The 26,290-nt window shown below is 47.0% G+C and carries 27 protein-coding genes; 18 read left to right on the top strand and 9 right to left on the bottom strand.

What is annotated here, in order from left to right; translation table 11 throughout:
• Nucleotides 1-152 precede the first annotated feature (152 nt).
• Complete coding sequence (locus NG792_RS14675) at nt 153-626, bottom strand: type II toxin-antitoxin system VapC family toxin (RefSeq protein ID WP_261198407.1); 474 nt, start codon at nt 624-626, stop codon at nt 153-155.
• Nucleotides 627-1,083: 457 nt separating this feature from the next.
• Here NG792_RS14675 and NG792_RS14680 point away from each other — a divergent pair, with 457 nt between their 5' ends.
• From NG792_RS14680 to NG792_RS14690, 3 genes are all read left to right on the top strand, one after another.
• Nucleotides 1,084-1,284: a DUF433 domain-containing protein gene (locus NG792_RS14680; protein ID WP_261235878.1), complete on the top strand. Its 201-nt coding sequence runs from the start codon at nt 1,084-1,086 to the stop codon at nt 1,282-1,284.
• Nucleotides 1,285-1,286: 2 nt separating this feature from the next.
• A complete protein-coding gene (locus NG792_RS14685; RefSeq protein WP_261235864.1) occupies nt 1,287-1,607 on the top strand; it encodes a nucleotidyltransferase family protein in 321 nt (106 codons plus the stop codon).
• Nucleotides 1,608-1,671: 64 nt separating this feature from the next.
• Nucleotides 1,672-1,950 (top strand): HepT-like ribonuclease domain-containing protein, encoded by a 279-nt coding sequence (locus NG792_RS14690; protein WP_261235865.1) that lies wholly within the window; start codon nt 1,672-1,674, stop codon nt 1,948-1,950.
• 72 nt (nt 1,951-2,022) lie between these two features.
• Here the strand turns inward: NG792_RS14690 and NG792_RS14695 are convergent, their stop codons facing one another.
• From NG792_RS14695 to NG792_RS14705, 3 genes are all read right to left on the bottom strand, one after another.
• The gene (locus tag NG792_RS14695) at nt 2,023-2,574 is read right to left on the bottom strand and encodes a Uma2 family endonuclease (protein WP_261198426.1); all 552 of its coding nucleotides are present in this window, start codon (nt 2,572-2,574) and stop codon (nt 2,023-2,025) included.
• A 280-nt stretch (nt 2,575-2,854) separates the two neighbouring features.
• Nucleotides 2,855-4,009: a glycosyltransferase family 61 protein gene (locus NG792_RS14700; protein WP_261235866.1), complete on the bottom strand. Its 1,155-nt coding sequence runs from the start codon at nt 4,007-4,009 to the stop codon at nt 2,855-2,857.
• A 121-nt stretch (nt 4,010-4,130) separates the two neighbouring features.
• Complete coding sequence (locus tag NG792_RS14705) at nt 4,131-4,334, bottom strand: Bpu10I family restriction endonuclease (protein ID WP_261198411.1); 204 nt, start codon at nt 4,332-4,334, stop codon at nt 4,131-4,133.
• Between the two features lie 1,178 nt (nt 4,335-5,512).
• On the opposite strand from NG792_RS14705, the gene apcA reads away from it, so the two are divergent.
• From apcA to NG792_RS14740, 7 genes are all read left to right on the top strand, one after another.
• The gene (gene apcA / locus NG792_RS14710) at nt 5,513-5,998 is read left to right on the top strand and encodes an allophycocyanin subunit alpha (RefSeq protein WP_254568361.1); all 486 of its coding nucleotides are present in this window, start codon (nt 5,513-5,515) and stop codon (nt 5,996-5,998) included.
• A 68-nt stretch (nt 5,999-6,066) separates the two neighbouring features.
• Nucleotides 6,067-6,552: an allophycocyanin subunit beta gene (gene apcB, locus NG792_RS14715; RefSeq protein WP_261206883.1), complete on the top strand. Its 486-nt coding sequence runs from the start codon at nt 6,067-6,069 to the stop codon at nt 6,550-6,552.
• A gap of 243 nt (nt 6,553-6,795) precedes the next feature.
• Nucleotides 6,796-6,999 (top strand): phycobilisome linker polypeptide, encoded by a 204-nt coding sequence (locus NG792_RS14720; protein ID WP_015147227.1) that lies wholly within the window; start codon nt 6,796-6,798, stop codon nt 6,997-6,999.
• A gap of 163 nt (nt 7,000-7,162) precedes the next feature.
• Complete coding sequence (locus NG792_RS14725) at nt 7,163-8,335, top strand: RNA-guided endonuclease InsQ/TnpB family protein (protein ID WP_261235879.1); 1,173 nt, start codon at nt 7,163-7,165, stop codon at nt 8,333-8,335.
• A 311-nt stretch (nt 8,336-8,646) separates the two neighbouring features.
• Complete coding sequence (locus tag NG792_RS14730; protein ID WP_261198414.1) at nt 8,647-9,834, top strand: FtsW/RodA/SpoVE family cell cycle protein; 1,188 nt, start codon at nt 8,647-8,649, stop codon at nt 9,832-9,834.
• Between the two features lie 125 nt (nt 9,835-9,959).
• Complete coding sequence (locus tag NG792_RS14735; protein ID WP_261198415.1) at nt 9,960-10,217, top strand: ribbon-helix-helix domain-containing protein; 258 nt, start codon at nt 9,960-9,962, stop codon at nt 10,215-10,217.
• Nucleotides 10,214-10,534 carry a type II toxin-antitoxin system RelE/ParE family toxin gene (locus NG792_RS14740; protein ID WP_261198416.1) on the top strand — a complete coding sequence of 107 codons (321 nt, stop codon included), beginning with the start codon at nt 10,214-10,216 and terminating at the stop codon, nt 10,532-10,534. Before NG792_RS14735 ends, NG792_RS14740 begins: the two co-directional genes overlap by 4 nt.
• Nucleotides 10,535-10,597: 63 nt before the next feature.
• On the opposite strand, the gene NG792_RS14745 is transcribed toward NG792_RS14740, so the two are convergent.
• Both NG792_RS14745 and NG792_RS14750 read right to left on the bottom strand, forming a co-directional pair.
• A complete protein-coding gene (locus NG792_RS14745; RefSeq protein WP_261235867.1) occupies nt 10,598-11,374 on the bottom strand; it encodes a Uma2 family endonuclease in 777 nt (258 codons plus the stop codon).
• 239 nt (nt 11,375-11,613) lie between these two features.
• On the bottom strand, nt 11,614-11,736 hold the full coding sequence (locus tag NG792_RS14750) for a hypothetical protein (protein WP_261235868.1): 123 nt from the start codon (nt 11,734-11,736) through the stop codon (nt 11,614-11,616).
• A gap of 25 nt (nt 11,737-11,761) precedes the next feature.
• Between NG792_RS14750 and NG792_RS14755 the strand changes: the two genes are divergently transcribed.
• Nucleotides 11,762-12,499, top strand: coding sequence for a cytochrome c biogenesis protein CcdA (locus NG792_RS14755; protein WP_261235869.1), 738 nt, complete (start codon nt 11,762-11,764; stop codon nt 12,497-12,499).
• Between the two features lie 107 nt (nt 12,500-12,606).
• On the top strand, nt 12,607-14,007 hold the full coding sequence (locus tag NG792_RS14760; protein ID WP_261198420.1) for a cytochrome c biogenesis protein: 1,401 nt from the start codon (nt 12,607-12,609) through the stop codon (nt 14,005-14,007).
• Nucleotides 14,008-14,121: 114 nt separating this feature from the next.
• Here the strand turns inward: NG792_RS14760 and queF are convergent, their stop codons facing one another.
• The gene (gene queF, locus NG792_RS14765; RefSeq protein ID WP_261198427.1) at nt 14,122-14,547 is read right to left on the bottom strand and encodes a preQ(1) synthase; all 426 of its coding nucleotides are present in this window, start codon (nt 14,545-14,547) and stop codon (nt 14,122-14,124) included.
• A gap of 349 nt (nt 14,548-14,896) precedes the next feature.
• Between queF and NG792_RS14770 the strand changes: the two genes are divergently transcribed.
• From NG792_RS14770 to NG792_RS14795, 6 genes are all read left to right on the top strand, one after another.
• Nucleotides 14,897-15,490: a bZIP transcription factor gene (locus tag NG792_RS14770; RefSeq protein WP_261199606.1), complete on the top strand. Its 594-nt coding sequence runs from the start codon at nt 14,897-14,899 to the stop codon at nt 15,488-15,490.
• A gap of 1,324 nt (nt 15,491-16,814) precedes the next feature.
• A complete protein-coding gene (locus NG792_RS14775; RefSeq protein ID WP_261235870.1) occupies nt 16,815-18,923 on the top strand; it encodes a PAS domain-containing sensor histidine kinase in 2,109 nt (702 codons plus the stop codon).
• Nucleotides 18,924-19,248: 325 nt separating this feature from the next.
• On the top strand, nt 19,249-21,453 hold the full coding sequence (locus tag NG792_RS14780) for an EAL domain-containing response regulator (RefSeq protein ID WP_261235871.1): 2,205 nt from the start codon (nt 19,249-19,251) through the stop codon (nt 21,451-21,453).
• A gap of 256 nt (nt 21,454-21,709) precedes the next feature.
• A complete protein-coding gene (locus NG792_RS14785) occupies nt 21,710-22,510 on the top strand; it encodes a hypothetical protein (protein WP_261199609.1) in 801 nt (266 codons plus the stop codon).
• Between the two features lie 106 nt (nt 22,511-22,616).
• Complete coding sequence (locus NG792_RS14790) at nt 22,617-23,627, top strand: CHAD domain-containing protein (protein WP_261199610.1); 1,011 nt, start codon at nt 22,617-22,619, stop codon at nt 23,625-23,627.
• A gap of 133 nt (nt 23,628-23,760) precedes the next feature.
• A complete protein-coding gene (locus NG792_RS14795; RefSeq protein ID WP_261235872.1) occupies nt 23,761-24,408 on the top strand; it encodes a Crp/Fnr family transcriptional regulator in 648 nt (215 codons plus the stop codon).
• A 36-nt stretch (nt 24,409-24,444) separates the two neighbouring features.
• On the opposite strand, the gene NG792_RS14800 is transcribed toward NG792_RS14795, so the two are convergent.
• A complete protein-coding gene (locus NG792_RS14800; protein ID WP_261235873.1) occupies nt 24,445-25,317 on the bottom strand; it encodes a gamma-glutamylcyclotransferase family protein in 873 nt (290 codons plus the stop codon).
• On the bottom strand, nt 25,314-25,994 hold the full coding sequence (locus NG792_RS14805; protein WP_261235874.1) for an SOS response-associated peptidase: 681 nt from the start codon (nt 25,992-25,994) through the stop codon (nt 25,314-25,316). The genes NG792_RS14800 and NG792_RS14805 overlap by 4 nt, the downstream gene beginning before the upstream one ends.
• Nucleotides 25,995-26,290 lie beyond the last annotated feature (296 nt).

Below are 26,290 nucleotides of genomic sequence, written 5' to 3' on the forward strand. Positions count from 1 at the left end.
ACGCTGGCGCGATAAGTTCACAACTTTTCGGACACTCTCAGCTTGCTGCTTTTGCAAATCAGCGAAAAGAGCTTTCAAGTCGTGGTTGAACGACCGTGAATACTCTTCGCGAATTCTGTGAATTTCTTCTACAATTGGGTCTTGATACATCATTAATATCCGAGAAGTTCATAGGGTGTACAAAGAATGGGTAACTCATACCCAAAATCCAGGCTGATCTCTGCTAACTTTCTTTGAATTTGGGCATTCGCTATGTGTTTGCAATTCCATGTCAGCAGATAATCCATACCGTGAATCGTCGCGGCTGCAATATGAATCGCATCAACATCAGCTTTTGCCGGAAGACTACTGCGGCCCAAAAACCGTTGTGCTAAATCAAACACAGATTGATCGAGAGCAAGTAAGACAAGATCTCGGATGATTTCCAGTCTTTCAGATGCCATTTGAGCATCGCCTTGTGAGGTTTCTTGCACAACTGCTTGTGAGGAGTAGAGTTGAAAATCACTGCGGCGTGTATCCCACCACTCCCTTGTGATCTCAATATTGGCAGCCACAACAAGGTCCCTGCTTGGTCGAGCAGTCAGATAGCCTAAGATGCTAGTTTCAATGTAGACGGTTTCACTCATACAGACAGATGCCAACTGTCTCTCTATCTTAACCGGCAATGTGGTGCTTCGGCTTCAGAGTCTATTTACCCTGGGGCTTACTCGTTGACTTGGGGACCCTCATTGTGGCGGTTCCCCGATTCTCGAAGCGGATTGGCAGAATGAGATGGGTTGGACCGATCGCATGTGGTTGCCAGGGGTGGGCGACTATGGCGGTGGCTCCACTTCCCCCGGTTGGCGTTTTCCTCGGCAACGGATTATCTGCATGGGGTGGAAACCCAAGTACCAGCGACTCTCTCAGTGTGGCGGGATGAACTCTATCTGGAATTTCATCGCGGCGGTTAGACCCCGCAGGCCGATCGCAAACTTGCCCATCGCCAGCCATAATGAGTACATGGGTTATTGCCTTGAAACGATGTCGTTACCGGCAAAATCAAAGTCATTAATCATTGAAAAAATTGAAACAGAGGTCCAAACCATGAACTATGGCGATCGCATCACCCTAGAACCGGGCAAACGCAGTGGTAAACCCTGTATTCGTGGAATGCGAATCACCGTTTATGATGTGCTGTCTTATTTAGCCTCTGGCATGACCTACCCAGAAATCCTAGATGACTTTCCCTATCTTACTCAAGAAGATATCTTAGCTTGCCTGAGCTATCAAGAGAGGGGGGTTTAGTCATGGTAGAACTTAATGGTTTAAATGATTGTAATTTTGGGGAAGTGTATGGGGTATTAAAACAGTATCTTCCTCAAGTTCAGTTAACCTACGGTGTTAAATCTTTGGGTATTTTTGGTTCTTTTGTTCGCGGAGAAATGACCGATAGTAGTGATTTAGATGTTTTGGTTGAGTTTGAGGGGACACCCACGTTCCGAAACTATATGGATTTAAAGTTTTTCTTAGAGGATTTATTCGGACGGAAGGTGGATTTGGTTATTCAGGGAGATATTAAGGCTCAGATTCGAGACAGAATTTTAAGAGAGGTGGTCTATGTCTCGTGAGCTAGGGCTATATTTGCAGGATATTTGTATTTGCATTGATAAAATAAAAGATTAAATAGAGGGAATGGATTATTCCGACTTTGTTGGAGACCCCAAAACCTTAGATGCGGTGGTTCATAATTTGCTGATTATTGGGGAGGCGACTAAACAGATTCCCGATTCTCTGAGGCAGCAATATCCCGAAATTCCCTGGCGACAGGTGGCCGGGTTAAGGGATGTAATTGCCCATACTTATTTTATAGTTAATCCTCAAATAGTGTGGGATATTATTCAGGTTGAGCTTCACCCCTTATACCAAACTATTATGCTGATGCTAAATGATGATAATCTAGTTAATGAATGACAGGATATCTGTCTAAACACAGCCGAGATAGCCCTGATAGCGCTGCTACAATAGCAGGGGTGATAGAGGGGGTTAATCCAGACCGCGATAGAGCCGATCGCTGGGAAATTCAAGGTCAAGGCTGGTGAGGGTGATGCGATCGCCTGCCTCATAAATCGTAGTTTCCCAAGTATCGGCAGCGATGCGGCGACGGCATTCAACGCGCTGGGTATCTGGGGAAATTAGCACATATTCTTCCAGGCTGTCGAGGTTTTGGTAGTCGCTGAATTTGAGGTCCCGATCAAAAGCTTCGGTACTGCTTGAAAGCACTTCGGCGATGAATTTGGGGTAACGTTTAATGTAGCGGTCTTGGCGATCGCGCGGGTCACAGGTCACGAAAGCATCGGGGTAGTAATAAAACTCATCTTTGTAATTGACTTTGACATCACCATTGTAGAGACGACAGGCGCTATCGTCGAGATGAACATTGAGCAGACTCAGGAGGTTTATTGCAATCCGTGAATGGCGATCGCTACCCCCTGCCATAGCGTAAACCAAACCCCGTCGGTATTCGTGACGTATCGGGTTTTGGCGATCGAGGGCCAGGTAGTCGTCGGGGCTGATATGGTGGGGAATGGCAATCATTAGTTGGGTTTGCTCAAGGGGTGACTCTCTCCAGTTTGACATACTCCCTCCGGACTGAAGGCTTGGGACTTAGAACCGTGAACAAAAAATTACCCTAATCTTGTTAAAATTATTCGCTTTTATAGGGGTAGGGGTAAGGTGAGCCTGTGCAGAAAATCAGTGATTGACCATAGGAATTGAGGCAACCGGCCCACCCTACGGATCTTAAAAGCTAAGTTCCTTATCCCATTAAGTTTATAGCATTCTTGTCACCCCTTTAGTTCCAAATGCTAGAGGGGTTTTATTGCACCAAATAAGCTAAAGCTTTACGGAGCAAAGATAGATTAACTGTAAAGTCAAACTTACATAAACCTGGATTTTTCGGCAGTGGCTGTGTTGTGGGACCCACAAGGTAGTGATGCTCCAAACCGCTCACCTGACATAGGGCAAAAAAATAGGGTCTTAAATGCCCAAGGGACATCAATTCTAAGACCTTTGTTCCGGGTTGACAGAAGACCAGATTTGTAAGAGCCGCTCCATGAGGTGCAACAATAATAGCCGCCTCATGAAACACTTGAGGTTGATTGGGTTCTTCATCTAGATTGTATAATTCAAAGCCATATTCTATGAGCAGAGGATAGAGTTCTGCCTCATTCGCAATCTTGCGAGTCCCTGTTTGACGCGGTATGTACAAACGACGTTGAGGCTGACTCGGCTTGAGTCTAATACGCTGCTGCATAAAATCTACAACCCAGCGAGGATAATGTGCCTGTAAGCCGGGGTGAGTTGTGGCAATTAAAAGATCAGGTTGGATTCCGCGTTGACGCTCAGACCAAATACATTTAGACTCATCAATTCCCAGTTGTCTAAAAATATTCCAAGCGTTTTCTGACATGGGTTTATGAACTAAAATCCAATCTACCTGCTCCAAACTAAATCCAGCCTTCTCAAATAGGTGCAGACGGGGTAAGGAGTCTAACAAAAAATGGCAGTAATTATTGGAGGCATTAGTCATTAAGGATAAACAAGTTCCAGTAACGGGTTCAATAGGGTATTTTTGACGAGGTAAATTAGCATACTCCAGTCGATTGCGATGATAGGATAGGTCAGGGAGAAATAAATTTTTGCTGGTGAAGGTATAACCCTGAATATCCATCACCTGACCTTTGGGGATTTCAATGACTCCTGTTTCCGGGATCTGCGATCGCAGATTCTTAGTAAAATCAAAGGACTGTTTACCCCAATTATGAGTCCTGGACCGCTTCCAGTCGCAAGACAAACTTGGATAAACAAGATGCCATCTCCCCTCTTGTTGACAATAATCTTCATAACTAATCCAGTCTCGTGCTAATCCAGAGGGACCACTAGCTCCTGGAGGAGAGTGATCTAACCACGAGCGCAGTTGATCCAAGGTTTTCCGTTTAGCACGGCGCAAGAGCGAAATAGGATCAGGCATAACCACAATCTTGAAAATGGGATATTGATGAGGTATTATGCCTTATTGGGGGTCGAAAATGAAGTCATCTCCATCCCCTCCCATTCAGAACCCTGCATAAAAGTTTCCCTTCACACGGCTCTTAGTCTAAGTGCCTCATTGAACTCGGGACGGCTATTGTAAAATCCCGGTTAGTCGCAACCGCTTCTGGAAACATGGTTTTGTCTAAATTAGTTTTGCATTCAGCACAGACATATCCCCCATGAGACTCCAGCAGATTGTACTTGGTTAACTGGTTATTAAACAGGGAGAGGGGTTTGCGGTGAGGGCTACATTTTAGAGACATCAGAAATGCTATATTTTATGGATTATTTTGCCAGAAATAGAGAGGCGATCGCCCGATATCTGGAACCTTGACGATCGCCTCCAACAACGCCCCCTGATTTTTCTATGAAACCTATTCTAACCCCCTCCTAAGCGCTGCTTCAGCAACTTATTTCACCCCCACATCCCAATCCTCTTCGGATAAAGTCGGATTACCATTAAACAAATGCAATAATTTTTATGACAACTAACAAGGTTAATATAAAGAGGTGAGGTCAATATAAAATCAATGGTATCAGTAGCAAGGGGAAGACATCGACCCTCCCCTAAATAGCTTTAAAGGGAATTTTTTGAATCCGGAAAATCTCGAATACATTTAAAAATTGCCAAAAATCAAGAATAAGCTAAAAATATCCGAGATCTTAATGGGCTGCTGATTGTCTAATCTAATAAAATGACCAGTGTATCTAAAATTGCCGGTTCTAAGGGGTGAGAATCCTGAGAAATATCTAAATAAACGGTTTTGAAACTCTGTAACTTGTAGGCGATCGCATTCTATCTAAAGGGCTTTGAGAAATACCCTGATTAAAGTCCTGCACCGCACTTGCCACAAATTTGTTTCGGAGTCGGTGGGCGAAAAATGTACTCATGGCTTTGACTGTCTCTGAATGTCAGGCGATCGCCGAGGGGAAGTCCCTGAACATCCCCAGTCTATAATCCCCATCTTCGCCCATTTTACCAGCCAGTGGCCCCACTGGAACCTGTCTTAGGGACCCCCCTCGCTGAAAGGTTCTCCTGGTGGAATTACAGATACGAAATTTTAGAGGCAGAATCTACCTGGTTTCTCAATTACCAATCATTAACTTGATAAAGTGGGGCCAACTGGCTGAAAATAGGGGTCTTACCCCCTTTAACTGAGCACAATTGTTACAAAATATTAAGTAAGGCGTGCGAATGTAAACGTCATGATGCAAAATATCCGTATTTGCAAAATCCAGTCGAAGTCAAAAGTTTTTTTTGTGAACCACCTTCCCTTAGAATACTGCTAGGGAGAAGTGGGGTAACTCAGGAAAAAGGGACTTAAACCCAAGCACTGAGTAAAAAAACCTAAAGACACAAAACCCGAGAAAGGTCTTGCAAAACCCAGATTAATATCTTATATATCTGGATACACACTCTCATTGTTGGAGGAAGTAGTTAATGAGTATCGTCACGAAGTCCATCGTGAATGCAGATGCTGAGGCTCGCTACCTTAGCCCCGGCGAATTAGATCGGATCAAGTCTTTCGTCACCACTGGTGAGCGCCGCGTTCGCATCGCCCAAATCATGAGCGAATCCCGCGAGCGTATCGTCAAGCAAGCTGGCGATCAACTGTTCCAGAAGCGTCCTGATGTGGTTTCTCCCGGTGGCAATGCCTACGGTGAAGAAATGACCGCAACCTGCCTGCGCGACTTGGACTACTACCTGCGTCTGATCAGCTACGGTATCGTTGCTGGCGACGTCACCCCGATTGAAGAAATCGGAATTGTCGGTGTTCGTGAAATGTACAAATCTCTCGGCACCCCGATTGAAGGCGTTGCAGAAGGCATCCGTGCCATGAAGAACGTAGCTGCTTCCTTACTGTCTGCTGAAGATGCAGCCGAAGCTGGCTCCTACTTCGACTACGTTATCGGTGCGATGCAGTAGAGCTTTTCTCTACTCCATTCGTTTAAGGTAAATAATCACAGATCGCGCAGTTTAAGGAAACATAAAAGATGCAAGACGCAATTACTGCTGTTATTAACTCCTCTGACGTCCAAGGTAAGTACCTAGACAACTCCGCTCTTGACAAACTCAAGGGCTACTTCCAAACCGGCGAACTCCGCGTTCGTGCTGCAACCGCTATCAGCGCCAATGCAGCCACCATCGTTAAGGAAGCCGTTGCCAAGTCCCTGCTGTACTCGGATGTAACCCGTCCCGGTGGTAATATGTACACCACCCGTCGCTATGCAGCTTGCATTCGTGACCTCGACTACTACCTCCGTTATGCCACCTATGCGATGCTGGCGGCTGACCCCTCCATCCTCGACGAGCGCGTGCTCAATGGCTTGAAAGAAACCTATAATTCCTTGGGTGTGCCCATCGGTGCAACCGTGCAAGCAATCCAAGCCATGAAAGAAGTCACCGCCGGTTTGGTAGGTCCTGATGCCGGTAAAGAAATGGGTGTCTACTTCGACTACATCTGCTCTGGCTTGAGCTAAATGGTGAGTGTGGAGCCTGTAGAGCAGCGATTAAAAAATCATCGCTAACTCTGACAACGCTCGATTAACTCGACTTAGTTTTGAGGACAGGGAAGTCAAGAGTGAGTGCTAGATCGTCAAAGGCTTGAGAAAAGATTTCGATGAGTTTTAACGAGCTAGTATTGACTCTGGACTCCCTGGCTTCAATTAAGATAGTTTTGTTCAGATACAAATTTTTTCCACCGAAACAGGAGCAAGAAGCCAATGAGAATGTTCAAAGTGACGGCTTGCGTGCCAAGCCAAAGCCGGATTCGCACCCAGCGGGAATTACAAAATACCTATTTCACCAAGCTTGTTCCCTACGACAATTGGTTTAAAGAGCAGCAACGGATTATGAAAATGGGCGGCAAAATCATCAAAGTTCAGCTTGCCACTGGCAAACCCGGTATGAACACCGGCATATCTTAACTACTGGGGAGTTTGAAGGGCTATAAGTCCCGCGCTGTACCGGAACGGTCAGCGTCGGGATACATGGACCCCTCAAGTGAGTTGAAGGGTTAGATACCCTAAAAATTGACAATCAGTGAGATTGTCTTGTTATGATATATTATCGCAAATTGTTTTTACGGTAATGTTGAGAGCAACCAAGTACAGAATTTACCCAACCTCCGAGCAAAGGCAACACCTTGCTCAAAGTTTTGGTTGTTGCAGATTCGCATGGAACTACGCTCTCAACCTTACCAACGAAACCTACAAAGCTACAGGGAAGGGTCTAGGTCGCTTTGCCATCCAGAAGGAGATAACTAATCTCAAGAAAGAGTATGAATGGATGAAAGAACCTTATTCCCAATGCTTACAGGTTGTTGCCCTAAATTTGTCCAGGGCTTTTATCAACTTTTTTGAAGGGAGGGCTTCTTATCCTCAATTCAAATCAAAGCACCGTAACCCATCCATTAGTTATCCTCAGAATGTCTCTATTGTAGAAGATGGCATCAAATTCCCTAAAATGGGGATTGTTCATGCCAGACTGCATAGACCGATTGATGGGGCAATAAGAACAGTCACAGTGTCAATGAATGCTTCATGCCAATACTTCGCCTCTGTTCTAGTCGATGATGGGAGAGAGATCCCAGAAAAAACGACTGAAGGGAAAGCGATAGGTATCGATTTAGGCTTGACTCATTTTGCTACCACCTCCGATGGGTCTAAATTTGATAACCCCCGTTGGTTAGCTAAACACGAGAAAAATCTAAGAGCAAAACAGAAGCGGTTGTCCAGAAGGAAAAAAGGCTCTAACAACCGGAACAAAACCCGTAAACAGGTAGCCGGGGTACATAACAAAATAGCTAGATGCAGGGAAGATTTTCACCATAAACTATCACGCAGGATGGTAGACGAAAACCAAGTTATAGTGGTGGAAAATCTAGCGGTCAGGAACATGGTCAAAAACCACTGTCTCGCTAAAGCCATCAGCCAGATGGGATGGGGCCAGTTCTGTACCATGCTGAAATATAAAGCAGAGCAAGAAGGAAAAATTTACCTTGAAGTAGACCGATTCTTTCCTAGCTCTAAAACCTGCAATGTTTGCCTTAATCAAGTAAGAAGCCTGACCTTGAATGTCAGGACTTGGCAGTGTGAAAATTGTCAAACGAAGCACGATAGAGACATAAACGCTGCCAAGAATATCAGAGATGAAGGACTGCGGATTTTATCCTCGGGGACCGGGGAGATCGCCTATCGCCCAGGTGTAAGTCGAGATAGTAGAGGACGCAAGAAATCTACGGTCTTGCAGTCTGCTGGGTAGGAAGCCGACGGTGTAATTGATCGATTCACCGTTCGGTAGTTCACTTCTTACTGACATCACTACAGAAAGCACTTCCAGCTTTAATGAGATTATGAAAAGAGGTCTTTAGGGCCTCTTTTTGCATTTCATTGGTCATTGGTCATTGGTCATTTGTCCTTGGGGGACGGGGGAAAAGTTCGTAGTAACGACTTCAGTCGTTATCCCCTCAAAGTTCGTAGTAACGACTTCAGTCGTTCCCTCCTTCCGCGTTCATTTGGGAAATCATAAAATATACTGAACTAAACTTAATGTAGTTATCGGACTTGCTTTGGATGCAACGCCTACTGATTCCCGTTTTCGATCCTGCCGTCAAAGAATGGGCCTTAGAAGCTCGACTATTGCGATGGTTGACCTTCCTCTGGCTGTTTGTGGGTTTGGCGGTGCTATTTTCCGCCTCTTATCCCAGTGCCAATGCTGAGTTTGGGGACGGGCTGTACTATTTTAAACGGCAACTGATCTGGGTTGTGGTTGGCTTAATCGGCTTCAATGTCCTGGTTTATACCCCCCTGCGATACATTCAAGGCATTACGGATTGGGCGGTAATTATCCTGCTGGGGTTGATTTGGCTGACGATCGTGCCGGGATTGGGGACGACGGTGAATGGGGCCACCCGGTGGTTAAAATTGGGTCCGGCTTTGATTCAACCTTCGGAGTTAATTAAACCCTTTCTGATTTTGCAAGCGGCGCGAATTTTTGGAAACTGGAACCGCTTGACTTGGCAGGTACGGATTAATTGGTTAGTGATTTTCGTGGCGGTCCTGTTGGGAATCTTGGTACAGCCGAACTTGAGTACCACGGCCCTTTGTGGGATGACACTTTGGTTGATTGCTTTGGGGTCGGGTTTACCGTTTTCTTATTTGGGGAGTACGGCATTTGGAGGGTTCCTCCTGGCGGTGTTGAGTATTAGCCTCAAGGAATATCAACGACGGCGGGTGATGTCGTTTTTAAATCCTTGGGCCGATCGCTTTGGAGATGGATACCAGTTGATTCAAAGTTTGTTAGCGGTGGGGTCCGGGGGGACTTTGGGGACGGGGTATGGTTTGTCCCAACAAAAGTTGCTGTATTTGCCGATTCAGTACACCGATTTTATTTTTGCGGTGTATGCCGAGGAATTTGGATTTGTCGGGAGTATGGTGCTGATGCTGCTGCTGGGGAGTTATGCGACGCTGGCGTTGTTGGTGGCGTACAAGACTCGGGAAATTGTGCAGCAGTTGGTGGCGATCGGGGTGATGGTGGTGATGATTGGTCAGTCTCTGCTGAATATTGGGGTGGCGACGGGTGCGCTGCCGACGACGGGTTTACCCCTGCCGCTGTTTAGTTATGGGGGGAGTTCGATGATTGCTAGTTTGATGTGTGCGGGGATTTTGATTCGGGTGGCAAGGGAAAGTAGTGCTGGGGAGGTGGTGTCGTTGGCGGATAAGCGGCGATCGCGCTTCGGCAGAGGACGGAGAAAGCGGTAGGGTTGCCTAGGGCGTAGAATTGAGATCGCCTCCCTTGGTTGAACAATAGCCGTTTAGTCTGCTGGGCATGAACTGATAAAATTTGCCACAATTTTGATGAGGATAGGATTGGAGGGAAACAACCCATGACCCCACTCAATATTTTATTGTCGGAGTCTATGCAGGAGTTCATAAAAGCAAGGATTGCTGAATCTGGCTATAGTACAGCGAGTGAGTACATCGAACACTTGATTCGTGAAGACCAAAAACAAGCCGCGCGATCGCAACTAGAGGCGAAGTTAATAGAAGGTTTACACAGTGGCGAACCCATTGAAGTAACTGATGAATGGTGGGAACAAAAACGCAGTGAACTGTTACAGCGAGTTCACCAGCAGAATCAATGACGAGACGAATTACGATCAGGCCGAGGGCGATGCTTGACTTGGATGATTGTTTTGCGTACATAGCTCAAGACAATATGGATGTGGCACTTCAATTTTTTGATGCCGCACGTCAGACTTTCTCTCAATTAGCAAAAACTCCCGGGATAGGTAGCCCTTATCAAGTAGAAAATACACTTTTGCTTGGCTTGCGAAAGTGGAAAATCCAGGGTTTTGGGAAATATTTGATTTTTTACCTAACCCAGGATGAAAGCATAGAAGTATTGCGGATACTTCATGCCTCCGGTGACATTCCCCTAATTTTGGAACGAGAGGATTGAGCGCAAAAAATAGGGAGATGGCTTGGAGGGGCGATCGCTGATTCTTCACACCCCTCCATTTCGTTAACTATCTGGATCTACTCCCAACTCACGCAACCGTTGCGCTAGTTTTTCAGCCCGTTGGCGCTCATTTTCCGCGCGTTGGCGTTCAGTTTCCGCGCGTTGGCGTTCAGTTTCCGCGCGTTGGCGTTCAGTTTCCTCTCGTTCTTCGGGCCATCGCAGGAGTTCACCATCAGCATTCCACCAGCGCAACCAATTGCCGGTGCGGTTGTCCCGGGTCCCCTGCCAGACGCCTAAAAAGAGCTCTAGTCCGGGAATCCAATAGAAACCATTAGCATCGGGTGTCTGTATTTGATATCGGTTGGATTCTAAAGCGTACAGTTCTAAATCAGCCATTTGGGGATGAAATATCGCGTACAGGGGTACTTTAATAATTTGTTCATAAAAGTACCATTTACCGATGCGTTTTTGAAATTCCATTGAGTATTCTTCCCCATAAGTATCCGATAGGAATTCCATAACCATGAGGGGAATGGGTCCTTCTGTGTGGGGAGTGTAGCTGCGACGGGGTTCGGGACTGGACCAAGGTGCCACGGGACGAATGTACATCCAATCGGGGGCTTTGCAGATGGGGCGGTTATTAATAGCAGCACACAATGCAAAGTTGGACGAAATTAAGGCATCTTGGCATAACTCCGGAGTCAAAGAGTGACGGAGGGCATTTGCTAATAAAGGATGTTCTAAATTTTCCACGGGGTCGTCTGGGAGTACAAAGTCGTCTGGGAGTTTAGGCCAGGTAATTTTTATCTCAGAAACTGAGGTTTGAGGTAGAACAGACATTATGCAACCTCGTATGACTGTTGATAATGGATTTAGTTTTATTGTAGCGGATGGTATGAGGCGATCGCATCCTGTTCCGGCTCTCAATTGACATGATGACCAGGATTATTTCATTTAATAAATTTGATTAAAACAAGCTATTTTAAAATAAATATGTTTCTCGAATTTTTATATTAAATTCAAAAAAGCAAGTAATTAAATAGTTGATTTGAGAGCAAAATTTTAAAAAAATTGTGAGTTCACATATTCGGAAACGACTGAAGTCGGGACGGTGAACCGGGGGAAGGGACCGATCGCCATTTGATCGGGTTGAGTTGAACTTGTGCGATCGCCGGGGTATCCTCTACGTTACAATTGTTCATATTGGGCCTTTTCCCCGGTTAAAGCATGATTGATTCTGTGCAAACTTCTCTGTACCACCTGCAACAACTCGCTGAGGGTCTCGTTTCTAGCCAATTGAGTCACCTTTCCTGGGTGAGTGTCTTGATTATTTTTTTGGCGGGGTTGCTGACTAGCTTGACCCCTTGTATGTTGTCGATGCTGCCGATTACAATTGGCTATATTGGCGGGTATGAGGCCCAAAGTCGGATTCAGGCAGCGGCGCAGTCTACTTGGTTTGCTTTTGGTTTAGCTACTACCCTCGCTGCATTGGGTATTGTAGCGGCTTATGTGGGTCAGGTTTATGGTCAGGTGGGGATTGGTTTGCCGATTCTGGTGAGCGTAATAGCAATTTTGATGGGACTCAATCTTTTGGAGGCATTACCGTTGCGTTTGCCTTCTTTGGATGGGATGGATTTGATTCCCCAGGATGTGCCCGATGGGGTGCGTTCCTATTTGTTGGGACTGACGTTTGGGTTGGTGGCTTCTCCTTGTAGTACCCCGGTTTTAGCAACGTTATTGGCTTGGATTGCGAGTACCCAAGATGTCATGTTAGGCGGGGCTTTATTGCTGGCTTATACGGCGGGTTATGTGGCTCCTTTGATTTTGGCGGGTACGTTTACGGCTACGATTAAAAAGCTGTTAGAAGTGCGGCGCTGGTCCGGTTGGATTACGCCGGTTAGTGGAGCGCTTTTAGTCGGGTTTGGCGTTTTTTCCCTCTTATTTCGACTGCTTCCGGTGGTGTAGGAATTGGTCATTGGTCATTGGTCATTAGAAAAGACAAAGGCCAAATGACTAATGACAAATGACAAATGACAAATGACAAATGACAAAGGACAAAGGACAAATAACAAATGACAAATGATACGCAGAGTTTAAGTAGTTGGTTGTCGGTTCCCAAGAAGTTTTTTCGGCGGGAACTGTTGCCGTTTTTGGGGGATTTACGATTGGCGATCGCCCTCTTATTAGCCATCGCGGTATTTAGTATCTCTGGGACGGTAATTGAGCAGGGTCAATCACCCGCTTTTTATCAATCCAACTATCCCGAATCTCCGGCTCTTTTTGGTTTCTTAACTTGGAAAGTGATCCAAGTTGTAGGGTTGGATCATGTGTATCGGACTTGGTGGTTTTTAGCTTTATTGGTGTTGTTTGGTTCGAGTTTAACCGCTTGCACCTTTACCCATCAATTTCCGGCTTTAACGGCGGCGCGGAGTTGGAAATTTTATAAAACTCCTCGGCAATTTGAAAAGCTGGCGCTGAGTGCTCAAGTGGATGAAGCGAATCTAAATCAGTTAGAAGAACTGTTACAAAAAAGGCGTTATTTAGTATTTCGGGAAGGAAATACTCTCTATGCCAGAAAAGGGTTAATGGGGAAAATTGGTCCGATTTTGGTTCATGCCAGTATGTTGATTATTCTGGCAGGGTCGATTTTGGGTGCAATGACGGGTTTTATGGCTCAGGAAATTATTCCGAGTGGGGAAACCTTTCAGGTTCAAAATATTATTGATGCTGGTCCGTTTTCCATGTCCCAAGTTCCAAAGGATTGGGCGGTTCATGTGAATCAATTCTGGATTGATTACAAGCCGGATGGAACGATAGACCAGTTTTATTCTGATTTGTCGGTGATTGATAGTGAGGGTCAGGAACGCGATCGCCAAACCATTCATGTGAACAAACCCCTGCGGTATCGTGGGGTGACGATGTATCAAACCGATTGGGGTGTTTCAGCGGTTCAGGTTCAGTTGAATAATAGTCCGATTTTTCAACTGCCGATGGCGCTATTAAATACCGGGGGTGGTGCGCGGTTATGGGGAACTTGGATTCCCACTAAGCCGGATTTGAGTGAAGGGGTTTCGCTGTTGGCAAAGGATTTACAGGGAACGCTTTTACTCTATGATATGGAAGGGAAATTAATGACGAGTCTGCGTCCCGGGATGGAAACTCCGGTGAATGGGGTGACGCTGAAGATTAAGAAAGTGATTGGCAGTACGGGGTTACAAATTAAAGCTGACCCGGGTATTCCGATGGTTTATTTAGGGTTTGGTTTGTTAATGTTGGGGGTGATGATGAGTTATGTTTCTCATTCCCAGGTTTGGGCGTTAGAACAGGATAAGGAACTGTATGTGGGTGGAAAAACAAATCGTGCCCAAGTGACGTTTGAGCGAGAAGTGATTGAAATTTTGGATAGTTTAGAGGAGAAACCGAGTTCCGATGGGGTGGCGATCGCCTCCGGTTCTTTAGCCGGTCAAAATTAATAGACTTTTTGCTTTCATTCCGGATTGATCCCCCCGGGAGATCCCCCTCCCGTCCCCCTTAAAAAGGGGGAGGCCAGAGGAATAAATGTTTAATGCCTGGGGGGCTTTTTAGAATTAAGTCTGAGGTTTGGTATGGCGAACTTCTATCACAGTGTGGACGTTACCCCGGGGATGAAAATCGCCTTTGATGGTAGCTTCTAGGGGGTCGCAGGCGGCTACGAAGTCATCCAGGATTTGATTGATGGATTCTTCGTGGGAAATGTAGCGATCGCGGTAACTGTTGATATAGAGTTTGATCGCTTTGAGTTCCACCACCCGTTCATTCGGAATGTAGGTAATGTAAATGGTGGCAAAATCCGGATAGCCGGAAAACGGACATTTACAGGTAAATTCCGGTAAGGTGATGTGAATGTCATAGCGTCTGCCGATTCGGGGATTGGGAAAAGTAATTAACTGTCCCTCTTCGATTTCCCGTTCCCCATACTTGATCTGCGGGGTGTCATCGGCAGGGGTGGCGGTTGGCGATACATCGGACTGCATGGAAGATTTGCTCATTTTGACTGAATAGGGACTGAATGTCTCGTGATTAATTCTATGGTGACAGAAATTACTCCGATTCGGATAGTCTTGGGGTCCGGGACCTTGAATGCCGGGACGCCAGGATTTAAGATAAAGAGTAAAGATTGGTTCAGGGTCAGGGCGAGCGCCCTCTAATCTGGAGTCTATGCTATCCTGTCTCGATTGCCCAGTGCCTCAATCGTAGAGATTTGTAGCAAATCCTTGACGAAGCCAGGTAATCGTTGTTGTAATCTGAGGCAGAGTTCTAACATCAAAAGACTCAGAACCGTTGCGATCGCCTCTTGTCCTCCTACTACCCGAGTAAGCCCTTATGCGAAATGCTACTGCCTCCGGCAATCTGCCGACAACCCCGACAACTCCTTCTACCCAACCCTATTCTCCTTCGGTTCCTATCTCTCTGTATCGAGAAGTCGTCGCTGAGTTACAAACGGCACAGGAACGGTTAGATTCCCTCACGACTCAAAATCACCAGTTACTACAACAAAATCGACAACTGCGCCAGGAAATTGAAACGGTGGTTCAATCTGCGGTGCATTTACAGCAGGTGGTGGATGCTTGGGAACCCCAGAGTCCCCCAGTGAACCGCAGTGGCGATCGCACCCACCGGGGGGAATCGGCATATTCTGCCACACCCCATCCAGAAAGTGCTCATCCGCAGCTTAGTGGGATTCCCGGTTCGGCGGTGGGTTCTCCCTTCGCTATGACGGATATGGGTGCAACTCCGGGTATGGGAGAAGCTTTATTTACTGAACAGCCGGAAACTCGTCCTCGTCGCACCACCCGTCCGGTTAAGCGAGCGGATCTCGGGGGATTGGGATTGCTGATTATGATCCTGCTGATTGTGGTGAGTGCCTTTGGTGCCGGGTATTGGGTTGTGCGTCCTTTATTAATGCAGCAGCGTTAAAGGCAGTTCGTCCCTTGGTGGATCTGTCTAACGCACCTCTCTACTGCTGAGTCAGGCGATCGCTATTTTCCTGACTCAGACTCTTTTTATTTTTTTATCCTTTTTTCATCTCCACTGCACAACCCCATCCTGAACTTCCTCCCGCGAAACCTGGACTCCCTTCTCTCAATTACTCCAGGTCAACCGAGGGATAAAAACTCAGGATTTATATCATTGATAATCATATCTGGGATTAGGGGTAATCCCCCCTATTTAAGCGAATAGTTCCGGCGATCGCAGAGGCGTTTAATCCGCTTGTTAGGGTTTCTTAACCTAATGCGGCGGTTCTCTTTAAGGATTCTTAATTCTCACCAAACAATTGACAAATTACCCTAGATTTAGTAATCTAGGTAACAGAAATTTTAACACCCTGGGTAACGGTAAAACGAAACCTCAATATGCATGAAGACCCGCGAATCCGCTTCATCCCCACTCTTCCCCCGCAAAAACATAGTCAGGGAATGCACCCTCCATTTGAAACGGGGTAAATGGGTCAATCTCATCCCTGCTCTTTAGAATGGGAAATGAGCCAGATCTCCTTTTAAACCTGAGTTAGGGATTGTTAAATTATCCAAAATTTACGCATCAGGAATAGAAATCACCTTGGAGGGCTGACCCTACTGTGCGCCTGAACTCTATAGCTATTCTCGCTTACTGGGTCAACTTTAGAACGAGTTCGGGTTCCGAACTTTTCCCGAGTTTGAGCGGTGATCAATTAAAAGAATGAGTCCAGCTTAAAGAGTTCCCGAAGGGGTTTTTAAGCCTTGAGGGTAAGCAAAATAGAAAGGGCAGGTAAGGGATTTAAACGGAGTCAACCTGGATAAGAGTCGGGAAATTAAAAAACTATAAAGTATTTCTGAAATTTGCAATAATTCAGATAAAGTCAGAGGGACTTGGGGGAAACAATCGGAATCAAAAGAGGGAGGGTTATTAAAAAATAGGGAAAACTGGAACTGAGCGCGATCAAACGGTAACAATACAGGGTTAGGCCGAAAAAACATCGGGTTGAATTGGAAGGGAAAAAGCGGAGCGCTGGTTCCGGTCAAATTTTGATAACAGAATCTCCAAACTTCCGAAGTATCAATTACAATTGATAAATCAAGAGAAAATTTTTAAAAGGGAGAGGAAATTGTCACCAAAAAAATAATCTAACTCTTAGGCAATCCCGCCTCAAAGCAAAAGAAAAATCCCCGAGGCCAATCGGGCCTCGGAAGCGGCAAACAGGGGAGCAATTCAGCGGTCAGGGAAATGATAGATGAAAAGTGGCAATCTAGGGGCAAAACAAATGATTGAACGGCTCGAAGCAATGGCAGTAACACCAGAGATCGTTCCCGAGGAAATTCAGGTATTCTTTAATCTATCTAGGGAATTGTTGTGCATCAGAGACCGTGAAGGAGATTTCCTGAAGCTCAACTCCAGTTGGCAAAGCGTTCTAGGATGGAGCTTAGAAGACTTGCGATCGCTCTCCTGGCGTGACTTAATCCATCCTGATGATCTCCGCCGGACTGTAATGAGTGAACGAGCCTGCGATATCGGCCAAGTTAGCCACATCACCAATCGATATCGACACAAAATGGGTGAATACTGTTGGCTATCTTGGCGGATTATCCACCAAGAAAAAGGCTTAACTTACGCTGCCGCACAACCGATTGAGAAGCCAGAACTAGAAGAAATTTGGAGGGGAATTCCCCAAAAAGTAGAGCATCAATTTAGCGGGATTTTTGCCGCCAGTCTGGCCGATTTAGAGGCGGGTCCAGAAACTGCCCTAACCGGGGTCAGTAGCCATTTTCAAGAACCGTTAAACAGGAACGAACAGGCTTCTTGGATGGAATCGGCTTCCCTGAAAGCCGTTGAAAATTCCCTAGTTTTCTGGCGCCGGGAAGGGATTCAGGAGGATGGAAAAGAAGGGGATAACCGCCATCTCCCATCCCACTTATTATCGAAATTTGACGAGGGAGGAGGATTCTCCAGTCTGGATGAGCAGTCGCCCTCACCTCTGGCGATCGCTCAGTTAGAGGAACGATTTCTCAAAGTGAATGCTACCTTGTGCGAAATGCTGGGGGATATAAACCAGCCCTTGCCCAGAGCAACCCAGTCTGAGCTTGAGCCAAGTGAGAGTATTGATACATACTGGCATAAATTACAACAGATTTGTGGATCAACCCTGTTCGGGAATGGAGAAGCACAAAGAGCCAACAGCGCCACCCCGGAAGTACAGATGAAACCAAGCCGGGGTGCGATCGCCAAGGTCCCCCTTGAAGAACCCAGAATTGCCACTGATCCTACGATTTTAGCACTCTTAAACGCCACCACGGAATCATTATACCTAGTTAATCCCCAAGGCATACTATTAGCCAGTAACCCCCTGGCAGCACAACGCCTCGGACTGGAACTGCCGGAGGCGAGGGAACAATGTATGTATGACCACCTCCCGGACTGGTTGGCGCAAGTGCGCCGAAACTATATGGAACAAGTCATTCAGACTGGGAAGCCGGTCCGATTTAAAGAAGTTCGCCACACGGCTCACTTTGAGGTTTCCATCTATCCGGCGATGGATTCCCAGGGTGAGGTGACTCATTTGGCGGTGTTTGACTGTGATATTAGCGATCGCTGTCAACGGGAAGATGTCATGGGTCAACTCAACGCCCAACTCGAACGACGAGTCACGGAACGGACTGCTGAACTGCAATCGGCAAACCAAGAACTGGAAGCCTTTTGTTACTCCGTCTCTCACGATTTGCGTGCTCCCCTGCGGGCGATCGGGGGATTTACCAAAGCAGTCATGGAAGACTATCAAACGGTTTTAGACGCGACGGGGAAAGATTACCTGCACCGAGTCTGTACCGCCACTGAGCGCATGAATCAACTGATTGATGACCTTTTGAGTCTTTCCCGTGTTACCCGCACTCAGATGCAACGAAAGCCGGTGAATCTGAGTAAAATGGCCTGGGAGATCGCCACGGAACTCCAAGAGACTCAACGCGATCGCCCCGCCCGGTTTAAATTTGCCGAGGGTTTGATGGCTGAGGGAGATCCGCACTTGCTGCAAGTGATGTTGGAAAATTTGCTGGGTAATGCCTGGAAATTTACCAGTAAAACCGCCCATGCCTGTATTGAATTGGGCATCAGCGATCGCCCGGTCCTGGCTGAGGGAAAGCGTGTCCCCGGTACGGCTCACAAAACTGTCTACTTTGTGCGAGATAACGGGGCCGGTTTTAATATGAGCTACGCTGATAAACTCTTTGCGCCCTTTCAACGCTTGCACACAACCAGCGAGTTTGAAGGCACCGGGATTGGTTTAGCGACAGTCTCTCGGATTGTCAAGCGTCATGGCGGCCAAGTGTGGGCCACCTCCGAAGTGAATCAGGGTGCCACCTTTTATTTTACCCTGTAATTGGGCAGCAATGGCTTCCCCGGGGGAGATTTGCCACCTGTTATCACAACCGACACCCCCTCCAGGCGGTGTCGGTGGTGACTTTGGGTTAGGAAAAATTGTATCCGGGGTAACAGACAAAAGAACCCGAATGTATTTTTAATTAATAATATAAAAGCCATTAATAAAACGTCAAAAATTGTCTAGCTAAACTCCAGGGTGAAAATTCATAACCGATGGGTTAAAGTAATTGGGTTTTCCAATAAATTAATAATAGGTAATTGGAAATTCCGATATAGTTTTAAAGTTCCCCAATATTTTACCAGGACCCAAACCACGAAGGAGGATGAAAATGGGGCGACCGTTGCGCGTGTTGATGGTAGAAGATTCCGAGGATGATGCCTTATTGCTACTGCGCGAACTCAAACGCGGCGGTTATGATTTGACCGTAGAACGAGTAGACAATCCCGAGTCCATGAAAAACGCCCTCCAGCGGGAAAATTGGGAACTGATTTTAGCGGATTATGCCTTGCCCCAATTTAGCGCGCCCGAGGCATTAGCGGTGATGCAACAAATGGGACTGGATTTACCCTTTATTATCGTTTCGGGGCAAATCGGGGAAGATGCAGCGATCGCCGCCATGAAAGCCGGTGCCCATGATTATGTCATGAAAGATTACCTCGCCCGATTGATTCCGGCAATTGAGCGGGAATTGCGGGAATTTGCCGGACGGCGATCGCGCCTGTTGGCAGAAAAAGCCATGCAAGCGAACGAACGCCAACTGCGGGCCGTGTTCGATTGCGCCCTTGATGCGATGGCAATTTTCAACGACCTCGGCCAATTTACAAACGTCAATCCTGCCGCTTGTACCCTCTTAGGACTCTCCAAAAAAGACCTAATTGGACAGCCGATTTATAAGTATATGGAATCCACCTGTGAGTTCAAAACCGGCTTCACCAAATTCCGCACCGTGGGTCGAGACACCGGCGAACTCAAAATTATCCGGTCTGACGGAACCATTCGAGATGTAGAATATTCCGCCAGCGCTAATTTTATTTCCGGCCTCCATTTAGCCGTCGTCCATGATGTGACCGATCGCAACAAAGACCGGGAACAACTCTTGTATAATGCCTTTTACGACCCCCTGACCGGATTGCCGAATGAGGCGTGGTTCCTCAACGGATTAGGGCGATCGCTACGCCAATCCAAACGCCGTCCCCATTATGGCTTTGCCGTCCTCTTTATCGATTTAGATCGGTTTAGCATCATTAAATATAGTTTCGGACACTTAGTCGGTGACCTCCTCCTCAATGCCACAGCCCGCCGCTTGGGAACCTGTATCCGACCCAAAGATACCCTAGCACGGGTGGGGACCGATGAATTTGCGATTTTAGTTGATGAAATTGACGACCCCGCCACCTCCCTCGCCATTGCCGATCGCATTCACAAAGAACTCACCCTCCCCTTTCAAATCAACGGTCATGATATGTTTAGCACTGCCAGTATCGGCATTGCCATTAGCTTTCCCCAGACTGCGGAGTATAGTCAAGCCCAGTCCCCCTTAAGCAATGGCAACGGGACCGAATCCGCCTCCGGCCAAAGTTTAGAACGGCCCGAAGACTTTTTACGCGCCGCCGACACCGCTATGTATCATGCCAAAACAATGGGGGGAGGACGGACCGCTGTATTTGAACGCCAAATGCATTCCGGGGCCTTGGCCATGTTACAACTCGAAACTGACCTGCGACTCGCCCTCAAACGCCAGGAGTTGCTCCTGTATTACCAGCCGATTATCGACTTAAAAACCGGCCAAATTGCCGGATTTGAAGCCCTGGTGCGCTGGCAACACCCCCGGCGGGGCTTTGTGCTACCCGGGGAGTTTATCCCCGTTGCGGAAGGAACCGGATCAATTGTGCCAATGGGGGCATGGGTCCTAGAGGAAGCCTGTCGTCAATTGCAACAGTGGCACGAACGATGGGAATCCCTGGGTTTAATCCTCCCGAATCGAGAACGCGGGGAGGGAGTCGGGGGATCTGTGCCATTTTTGACCATGAGCGTTAATGTAGCGGGGGTGCAATTTGGCAATCCCGGACTGGTGGATTATATTGACCAGATCCTCCAGCAAACCGGGTTGAGTGGTTCTTGCTTGAAGCTTGAAATTACAGAAACTGCAATTATGGCAGCAGCAGAGTCCGCCGCGAGTTTGCTCAACCAGCTCAAAAAACGGCAAATTCAGTTGTCTATTGATGATTTTGGGACGGGGTATTCCTCCCTGAGTCGGTTGCAACGGTTGCCGATTGATACATTAAAAATTGACCGCTCTTTTGTGAGTCGGATGAGCAGTGAAGCGGAAAGTTTGGAAATTGTTCGCACTTGTATCGATTTAGCTCACAATTTAGAGATGGATGTGGTGGCTGAAGGGGTGGAAACTTTGGAACAATTGGCTCAACTGCGTGCGTTGCAATGTGAATCGGGACAGGGATATTTGTTTTCCCGACCCGTGGATGCAACGGCAGCAACGGCTTTGTTGATGTCTATGCCTCAGTGGTGATTAGAGGGCGATCGCATTTTAGCCCGAGGTTGTTGCTACCTTTGCTGGCAGACAGTTCCCCCGTCCTGGAAATTATCCGGGTATTCTGGGGTTGATATCTCAATCGGCCCCATAGCAGATTGATAATTTCTAATTTTATTCAAAAATTTTCTAAAGAAAAGATTAAGACCTGCCTAGGAGAGAACCTCATAAATAGCCCGAGGAATTATCCTTAAAGAGAGGAATAATAAAGCAGAAGACCAGAGGAAAATGAATCATGTTATACAGTAAACTTTCAACCCTCCCAAAAAATCGAGGGGTGATGTCCCCAGAGGAAGCCAGCGCCCCTGAACATCCCCTGCAAGGGCATTTAAACTTACCCTTGCCAGTACCGGAAGAAGGGACGATCGCCGAGGTTCGTCAGATCCAATTGCGCGATCGCATTCCTGGAGTGGTGAAACGCCTAGTCCCCTTTGATGGCGAGTTGACTTGGGAATATTGGTGGGCGGTCCCGGGACGGATGTTATTACCGGAAGATGTGGAGTTATTAAAGCGCGATCGCCATCGGGTAGAAACTATCCTCACCAAACTAATTTGGCTCTTTGGCGGCTATTACTTTGAACAAACCAGCCCCCGGGAAGGCGAGTTACAGCCCCTCCATGACTGGCAGCAAATCGTCCAACGGGCAAACCATCTGGGCTTTAACCATTATCTGTTGGATATCGACTACCTCCCCATCGCCATCAAACCCTATAACAGCCCTCAGACAAACCCCAGGGATTTACCCTCCGAGTGCATTGCCGAATCCGTTGCCGTGGAACCCGCACATTGGCATATCGAATTTTTTCAATTGCAGCCCATTTCTGGAGGCTATGACATTCAAGAACCCAAACCCCTGTGTAGCTGTCAAATCTGGACCGGCAAACCCTTCGTGCGGTCCTGCCAAAGCGAAGACGCTGCTGTTCGATATGACTTGTGGATTAGCAAACCCCTGGATATCACGATTCCACCCTGGCGATATCAACCGGAACCGATTCTCGCTGAATCTAGCTCACTCACCTCGGAAGTTTTTCGATAACCGTTTAGGGGAAAAGTGTGATACAATGAGCCTTAGTTCCGGCTAATCATACTCAACCTTAGCATTTTTTTGTAATCAAACTCAGTGCCAGGAGTGATATTCCATCATGAAATCTGATAGCAACCAGTCCGCAAATACCGTAGGAGATTGGGCCAAAATTGCCCTGGAAAAACATTTCCAAACAACAATTCAATATGAAGAAGATGTTTTAAGCGATCGCGACCCTGAAGCCCTGCACCAAATGCGAGTCGGGATGCGCCGATTGCGATCGGTCGCCAAGGGATTTGCACCGGCATTAGATTTACCCAAAGCCGCCCGCCAAAGTCAAATCGGCCAAATTTCCCGCAGTCTGGGCAGCTTACGGGATTTAGATGTCCTCCTAGAAACCCTAGAAACCGATTATCAAGATACCTTACCGGACGGGGAACAAGAAGAATTCAAACGTGCCCTCACCCTCTTAAAATTTGAACGGAACCAAGCTTTTGATGCCGTCCGGGAAACCTTGAACAGTGAAATCTATTTGTCCTTTAAAAACAGTTTAGCCGAGTGGTTAAACAGCCCCAGTTTCGGACAAATGGCACTCCTGCCCATTCAACACATTCTTCCCGACTTATTATTACCCGCCGTCAGCGAGCTATTTTTACATCCCGGGTGGTTACTGGGAATCAAAACTAAAAAAGGTAAAGTAAAAAGCGATAACCTGACGGAGACTGAGGTCCAGGAATTATTCGCCCACCAGGGAGAAACCCTCCATGATCTGCGCAAGCAAGTCAAGCGAGTGCGCTATCAAATGAGCTTGTTTACGAAGTTTTATGGGGAAGCATATTCCGAGTATGTGGAGGATCTCAAAGAGATTCAAGAGGTTTTGGGTAAAATGCAAGATAGTGTTGTTTTAGCCGAAACCCTCTCCCGAGTTTTGGGTTCTGCTCTTCCCGAGACTCTACCCACTTTAGCGGAAAAACTGCTAGAAAACCGCTATTTGTCCTGGTTAGAGTGGCAACCCCTGCATCAGCAATATTTAAAACCCCAAATCCGGGATCATTTACGCTTAGAACTGCTATATCCTATCCCCTCCTCCAAATCAAAAAAAGCCGGGGGTAAAAAGAAAAAAAGCTAAAATAATTTGGCATAACCAAATGGGAACCCAATCTTAACCCAGATTTCCGCCAAGGATTACCTAATCTTTACCTTGACCCGATAGAGTAAACCTAAAGTTTGTAACCCGTGTTATTGACGGGTAGGTTGTAGGTATGCTTCAAACACTTAAGGCTGTTCCAGAAACCGATAGGCATCGCACTAGAGAAGAACGCCGACTGCATTTTTACGCCAAAGGCGACAATATTCCCCTCTTATCTCAAGGGATTTGGCAAGTTGCTCAAGGGTTGGTGCAACTGGGTACTCTTTATCCCACCGGAGAGGAGGGACTATTAGGATGGGTGGCACCGTCCATGTGTTTTAGTCTCTCCTTTAGCTGCCTGCAAACCTATCATGCCAAAGCCCTATCGGATGTTTATTTGATGTGGTTTTCCCTGCGAGAAGTAGAAGCATCGCCCCATTTAGCCAGTGCAATGTACCCTCAACTCATCCGGCGAATGCGGCAGGTGGAAGCCATTCTGGCGATTAGCAGTCAACGTAAGGTAGAAGATCGGTTAATTCAGTTATTATTGCTTCTCAAACAAGACATGGGAGAAGCTGTTCCAGAGGGAACTCGGTTACGAGTCAGACTCACCCATTATGATCTGGCAATGGCGATCGCCACCAGTCGGGTTACGATTACAAGAATGTTAGGCAAACTCCGCCGGGACGGAATGATTAGTCTGGATTCCAAGCGTCATATTATTATCAAACAGGGTGCTTTTTTAAGTATGACTCATTGTCCCGTACTGACGGAGTGGTAAAATACCGATGAAAAACTGTCTCACTTGGGGAAGGAATCAATCGGGGGGAGAACTCTCGATTGAGTGGCGATCGCGCCAGGACCCACTGATGATTTGCGGACAGCCAGGGATATGTGAGGCAAACCCTTGATAAACTAACCGGATTTGACCACTCAAACAGGGTATCCACCGCCGTTGATAAAAGTGAGGATGGTCTTCCAATCGGTCGAGATTGGGGATAAGTTGTAAGGGAATGTGATAGCATTCACCATACAGAGTTCCCGTCCCCGGGATAAACATGGGATAAGGTCCTAAATTGAATAACTCGGCATCGGCGATCGCATCTTCTCCGATGTATTCGGCATTTTGTAATAAATAATGATTGATTTCTCCCCGCATCAAGCTGCCATATACAAATAAATCCACAAACTCGGTCACAAACAGGCGATCTGCCGCCGCTAAAACCGTTTGCAGTAGTCCAGTTGGAGTATCTTCTTCGTGAACAGTTCCGGCGATCGCGCGACTGGGAGGATTTGCCCGAAGTGAGTCAGAAAGGGTGGGGGAATCCCCCTTTAACTCCTGTTCCCATTGAAGGCGATCGCGATCAGAAATCTCACCCGAGTTGTCATCGGGTAAGCAGTCAAACTGATAACGCCACACCGCTTTGACTAAATAGCGATAGAAATAGTTAGGGTCGAGAAGTTCAGTAAAAAATGTCTGGGTTTTTAATTGCTGGAATAGCCAACTTAAAGCACATCCATGCCGAGAGGCGATCGCCAGTTGACCCAAAAAAGGCGGTTGCCAATCCCAAGTGACCCTCACTTGCGCTTCATCCCACAAAGGAGTTCCGGCAATCTGGGTTAAAAAGTCCTCTTCAGCGATGCGATCGGCAATATCCGCCAGGGGTAGATAATTGAAAGACTGATTCATCCCTCTCCCCCGGCGATCGGTTGTACACAGTCTGGGGAGTCAGTTTTAGGTGTATTCATCATCCGACTCACGGGATAGGAGATCATTTCTTGTGAATCGTAAGGCGTCAGGAGTGAGTGCAATTCATCCAGAGGGGTTGCCGGATCCAGCCAGCGATCGCGACTCGTAGGAGACAAAATCACCGGCATCCGCACATGAATCCGACTCATGAGCTCATTTGCTTCCGTCGTTAAAATCGTGCAAGACTCAATCACTTCCCCATCTGGTGACTGCCAGCGTTCCCACAACCCCGCAAATGCAAAGGGTTGTCCCTCCTTCACTTGAAAATAAAAGGGTTGTTTTCCGGAATCCGTCGTTTCCCACTCATAGAACCCATCCGCCAGAATCCAACACCGACGACGACGAAAAGGCGATCGAAACGAAGGTTTTTCTGCCACAGTTTCCGAACGTGCATTAATCAGTTTTGCCCCCATTTTCACATCCTTAGCCCAAACAGGAATCAGCCCCCATCGCATCATCTGGAACTGACGTTCCTCGGTTTCCTCCTGCTGTAACACCGTAGGAACCGATTGAGTCGGCGCAATATTATATCGGGGTTTTATTTGGGGAATTCCCGCCAATTTAAACAACTCAGCCACAGTTTCAGGCGCTTGATAAAAACTAAATCGTCCACACATAATTGGATCACCCTCAGCAGTATTGAAGTTAGATTGGTCTTCTTCGGTTCAGCTACACCTAACATTTTAGCAAATGCCAAAGCATTAGTCCGATGGCAACCGGCTATTATTTTCCCCAGCTTATCCCCAAGCCGGAGGAGTTCAGCAATAATAGCACTAAGCTATACCGCCTATATTAGCCCTCTTGCATAACTTTTTTAAGCCCCCCAGCCATTATAGCCGTTCACGGACTCATGAGGTACAATACATAAAAGAACTGACTCATCTTAACTATCTGAATCTACCATGAAACCCTA

This window comes from Laspinema olomoucense D3b (assembly GCF_025370785.1).
Classification (GTDB): Bacteria; Cyanobacteriota; Cyanobacteriia; order Cyanobacteriales; family Laspinemataceae; genus Laspinema; species Laspinema olomoucense.

Bases quoted from the DNA above. Each gene is read 5' to 3' on its own strand.
- NG792_RS14780 (WP_261235871.1), top strand. From the start codon at position 19,249: ATGAAAATGGGGCGACCGTTGCGCGTGTTGATGGTAGAAGATTCCGAG.
- NG792_RS14675 (WP_261198407.1), bottom strand. From the start codon at position 626: ATGAGTGAAACCGTCTACATTGAAACTAGCATCTTAGGCTATCTGACT.
- NG792_RS14800 (WP_261235873.1), bottom strand. From the start codon at position 25,317: ATGAATCAGTCTTTCAATTATCTACCCCTGGCGGATATTGCCGATCGC.
- NG792_RS14690 (WP_261235865.1), top strand. From the start codon at position 1,672: ATGGATTATTCCGACTTTGTTGGAGACCCCAAAACCTTAGATGCGGTG.
- NG792_RS14700 (WP_261235866.1), bottom strand. From the start codon at position 4,009: ATGCCTGATCCTATTTCGCTCTTGCGCCGTGCTAAACGGAAAACCTTG.
- NG792_RS14695 (WP_261198426.1), bottom strand. From the start codon at position 2,574: ATGATTGCCATTCCCCACCATATCAGCCCCGACGACTACCTGGCCCTC.
- NG792_RS14735 (WP_261198415.1), top strand. From the start codon at position 9,960: ATGACCCCACTCAATATTTTATTGTCGGAGTCTATGCAGGAGTTCATA.
- NG792_RS14720 (WP_015147227.1), top strand. From the start codon at position 6,796: ATGAGAATGTTCAAAGTGACGGCTTGCGTGCCAAGCCAAAGCCGGATT.
- NG792_RS14725 (WP_261235879.1), top strand. From the start codon at position 7,163: ATGTTGAGAGCAACCAAGTACAGAATTTACCCAACCTCCGAGCAAAGG.
- NG792_RS14775 (WP_261235870.1), top strand. From the start codon at position 16,815: ATGATTGAACGGCTCGAAGCAATGGCAGTAACACCAGAGATCGTTCCC.
- queF (WP_261198427.1), bottom strand. From the start codon at position 14,547: ATGCAGTCCGATGTATCGCCAACCGCCACCCCTGCCGATGACACCCCG.
- NG792_RS14790 (WP_261199610.1), top strand. From the start codon at position 22,617: ATGAAATCTGATAGCAACCAGTCCGCAAATACCGTAGGAGATTGGGCC.
- NG792_RS14760 (WP_261198420.1), top strand. From the start codon at position 12,607: ATGACAAATGATACGCAGAGTTTAAGTAGTTGGTTGTCGGTTCCCAAG.
- NG792_RS14740 (WP_261198416.1), top strand. From the start codon at position 10,214: ATGACGAGACGAATTACGATCAGGCCGAGGGCGATGCTTGACTTGGAT.
- NG792_RS14745 (WP_261235867.1), bottom strand. From the start codon at position 11,374: ATGTCTGTTCTACCTCAAACCTCAGTTTCTGAGATAAAAATTACCTGG.
- NG792_RS14680 (WP_261235878.1), top strand. From the start codon at position 1,084: ATGAACTATGGCGATCGCATCACCCTAGAACCGGGCAAACGCAGTGGT.
- NG792_RS14755 (WP_261235869.1), top strand. From the start codon at position 11,762: ATGATTGATTCTGTGCAAACTTCTCTGTACCACCTGCAACAACTCGCT.
- NG792_RS14805 (WP_261235874.1), bottom strand. From the start codon at position 25,994: ATGTGTGGACGATTTAGTTTTTATCAAGCGCCTGAAACTGTGGCTGAG.
- NG792_RS14750 (WP_261235868.1), bottom strand. From the start codon at position 11,736: ATGAACAATTGTAACGTAGAGGATACCCCGGCGATCGCACAAGTTCAA.
- NG792_RS14795 (WP_261235872.1), top strand. From the start codon at position 23,761: ATGCTTCAAACACTTAAGGCTGTTCCAGAAACCGATAGGCATCGCACT.
- NG792_RS14770 (WP_261199606.1), top strand. From the start codon at position 14,897: ATGCGAAATGCTACTGCCTCCGGCAATCTGCCGACAACCCCGACAACT.
- NG792_RS14785 (WP_261199609.1), top strand. From the start codon at position 21,710: ATGTTATACAGTAAACTTTCAACCCTCCCAAAAAATCGAGGGGTGATG.
- apcB (WP_261206883.1), top strand. From the start codon at position 6,067: ATGCAAGACGCAATTACTGCTGTTATTAACTCCTCTGACGTCCAAGGT.
- NG792_RS14730 (WP_261198414.1), top strand. From the start codon at position 8,647: ATGCAACGCCTACTGATTCCCGTTTTCGATCCTGCCGTCAAAGAATGG.
- apcA (WP_254568361.1), top strand. From the start codon at position 5,513: ATGAGTATCGTCACGAAGTCCATCGTGAATGCAGATGCTGAGGCTCGC.
- NG792_RS14685 (WP_261235864.1), top strand. From the start codon at position 1,287: ATGGTAGAACTTAATGGTTTAAATGATTGTAATTTTGGGGAAGTGTAT.
- NG792_RS14705 (WP_261198411.1), bottom strand. From the start codon at position 4,334: ATGTCTCTAAAATGTAGCCCTCACCGCAAACCCCTCTCCCTGTTTAAT.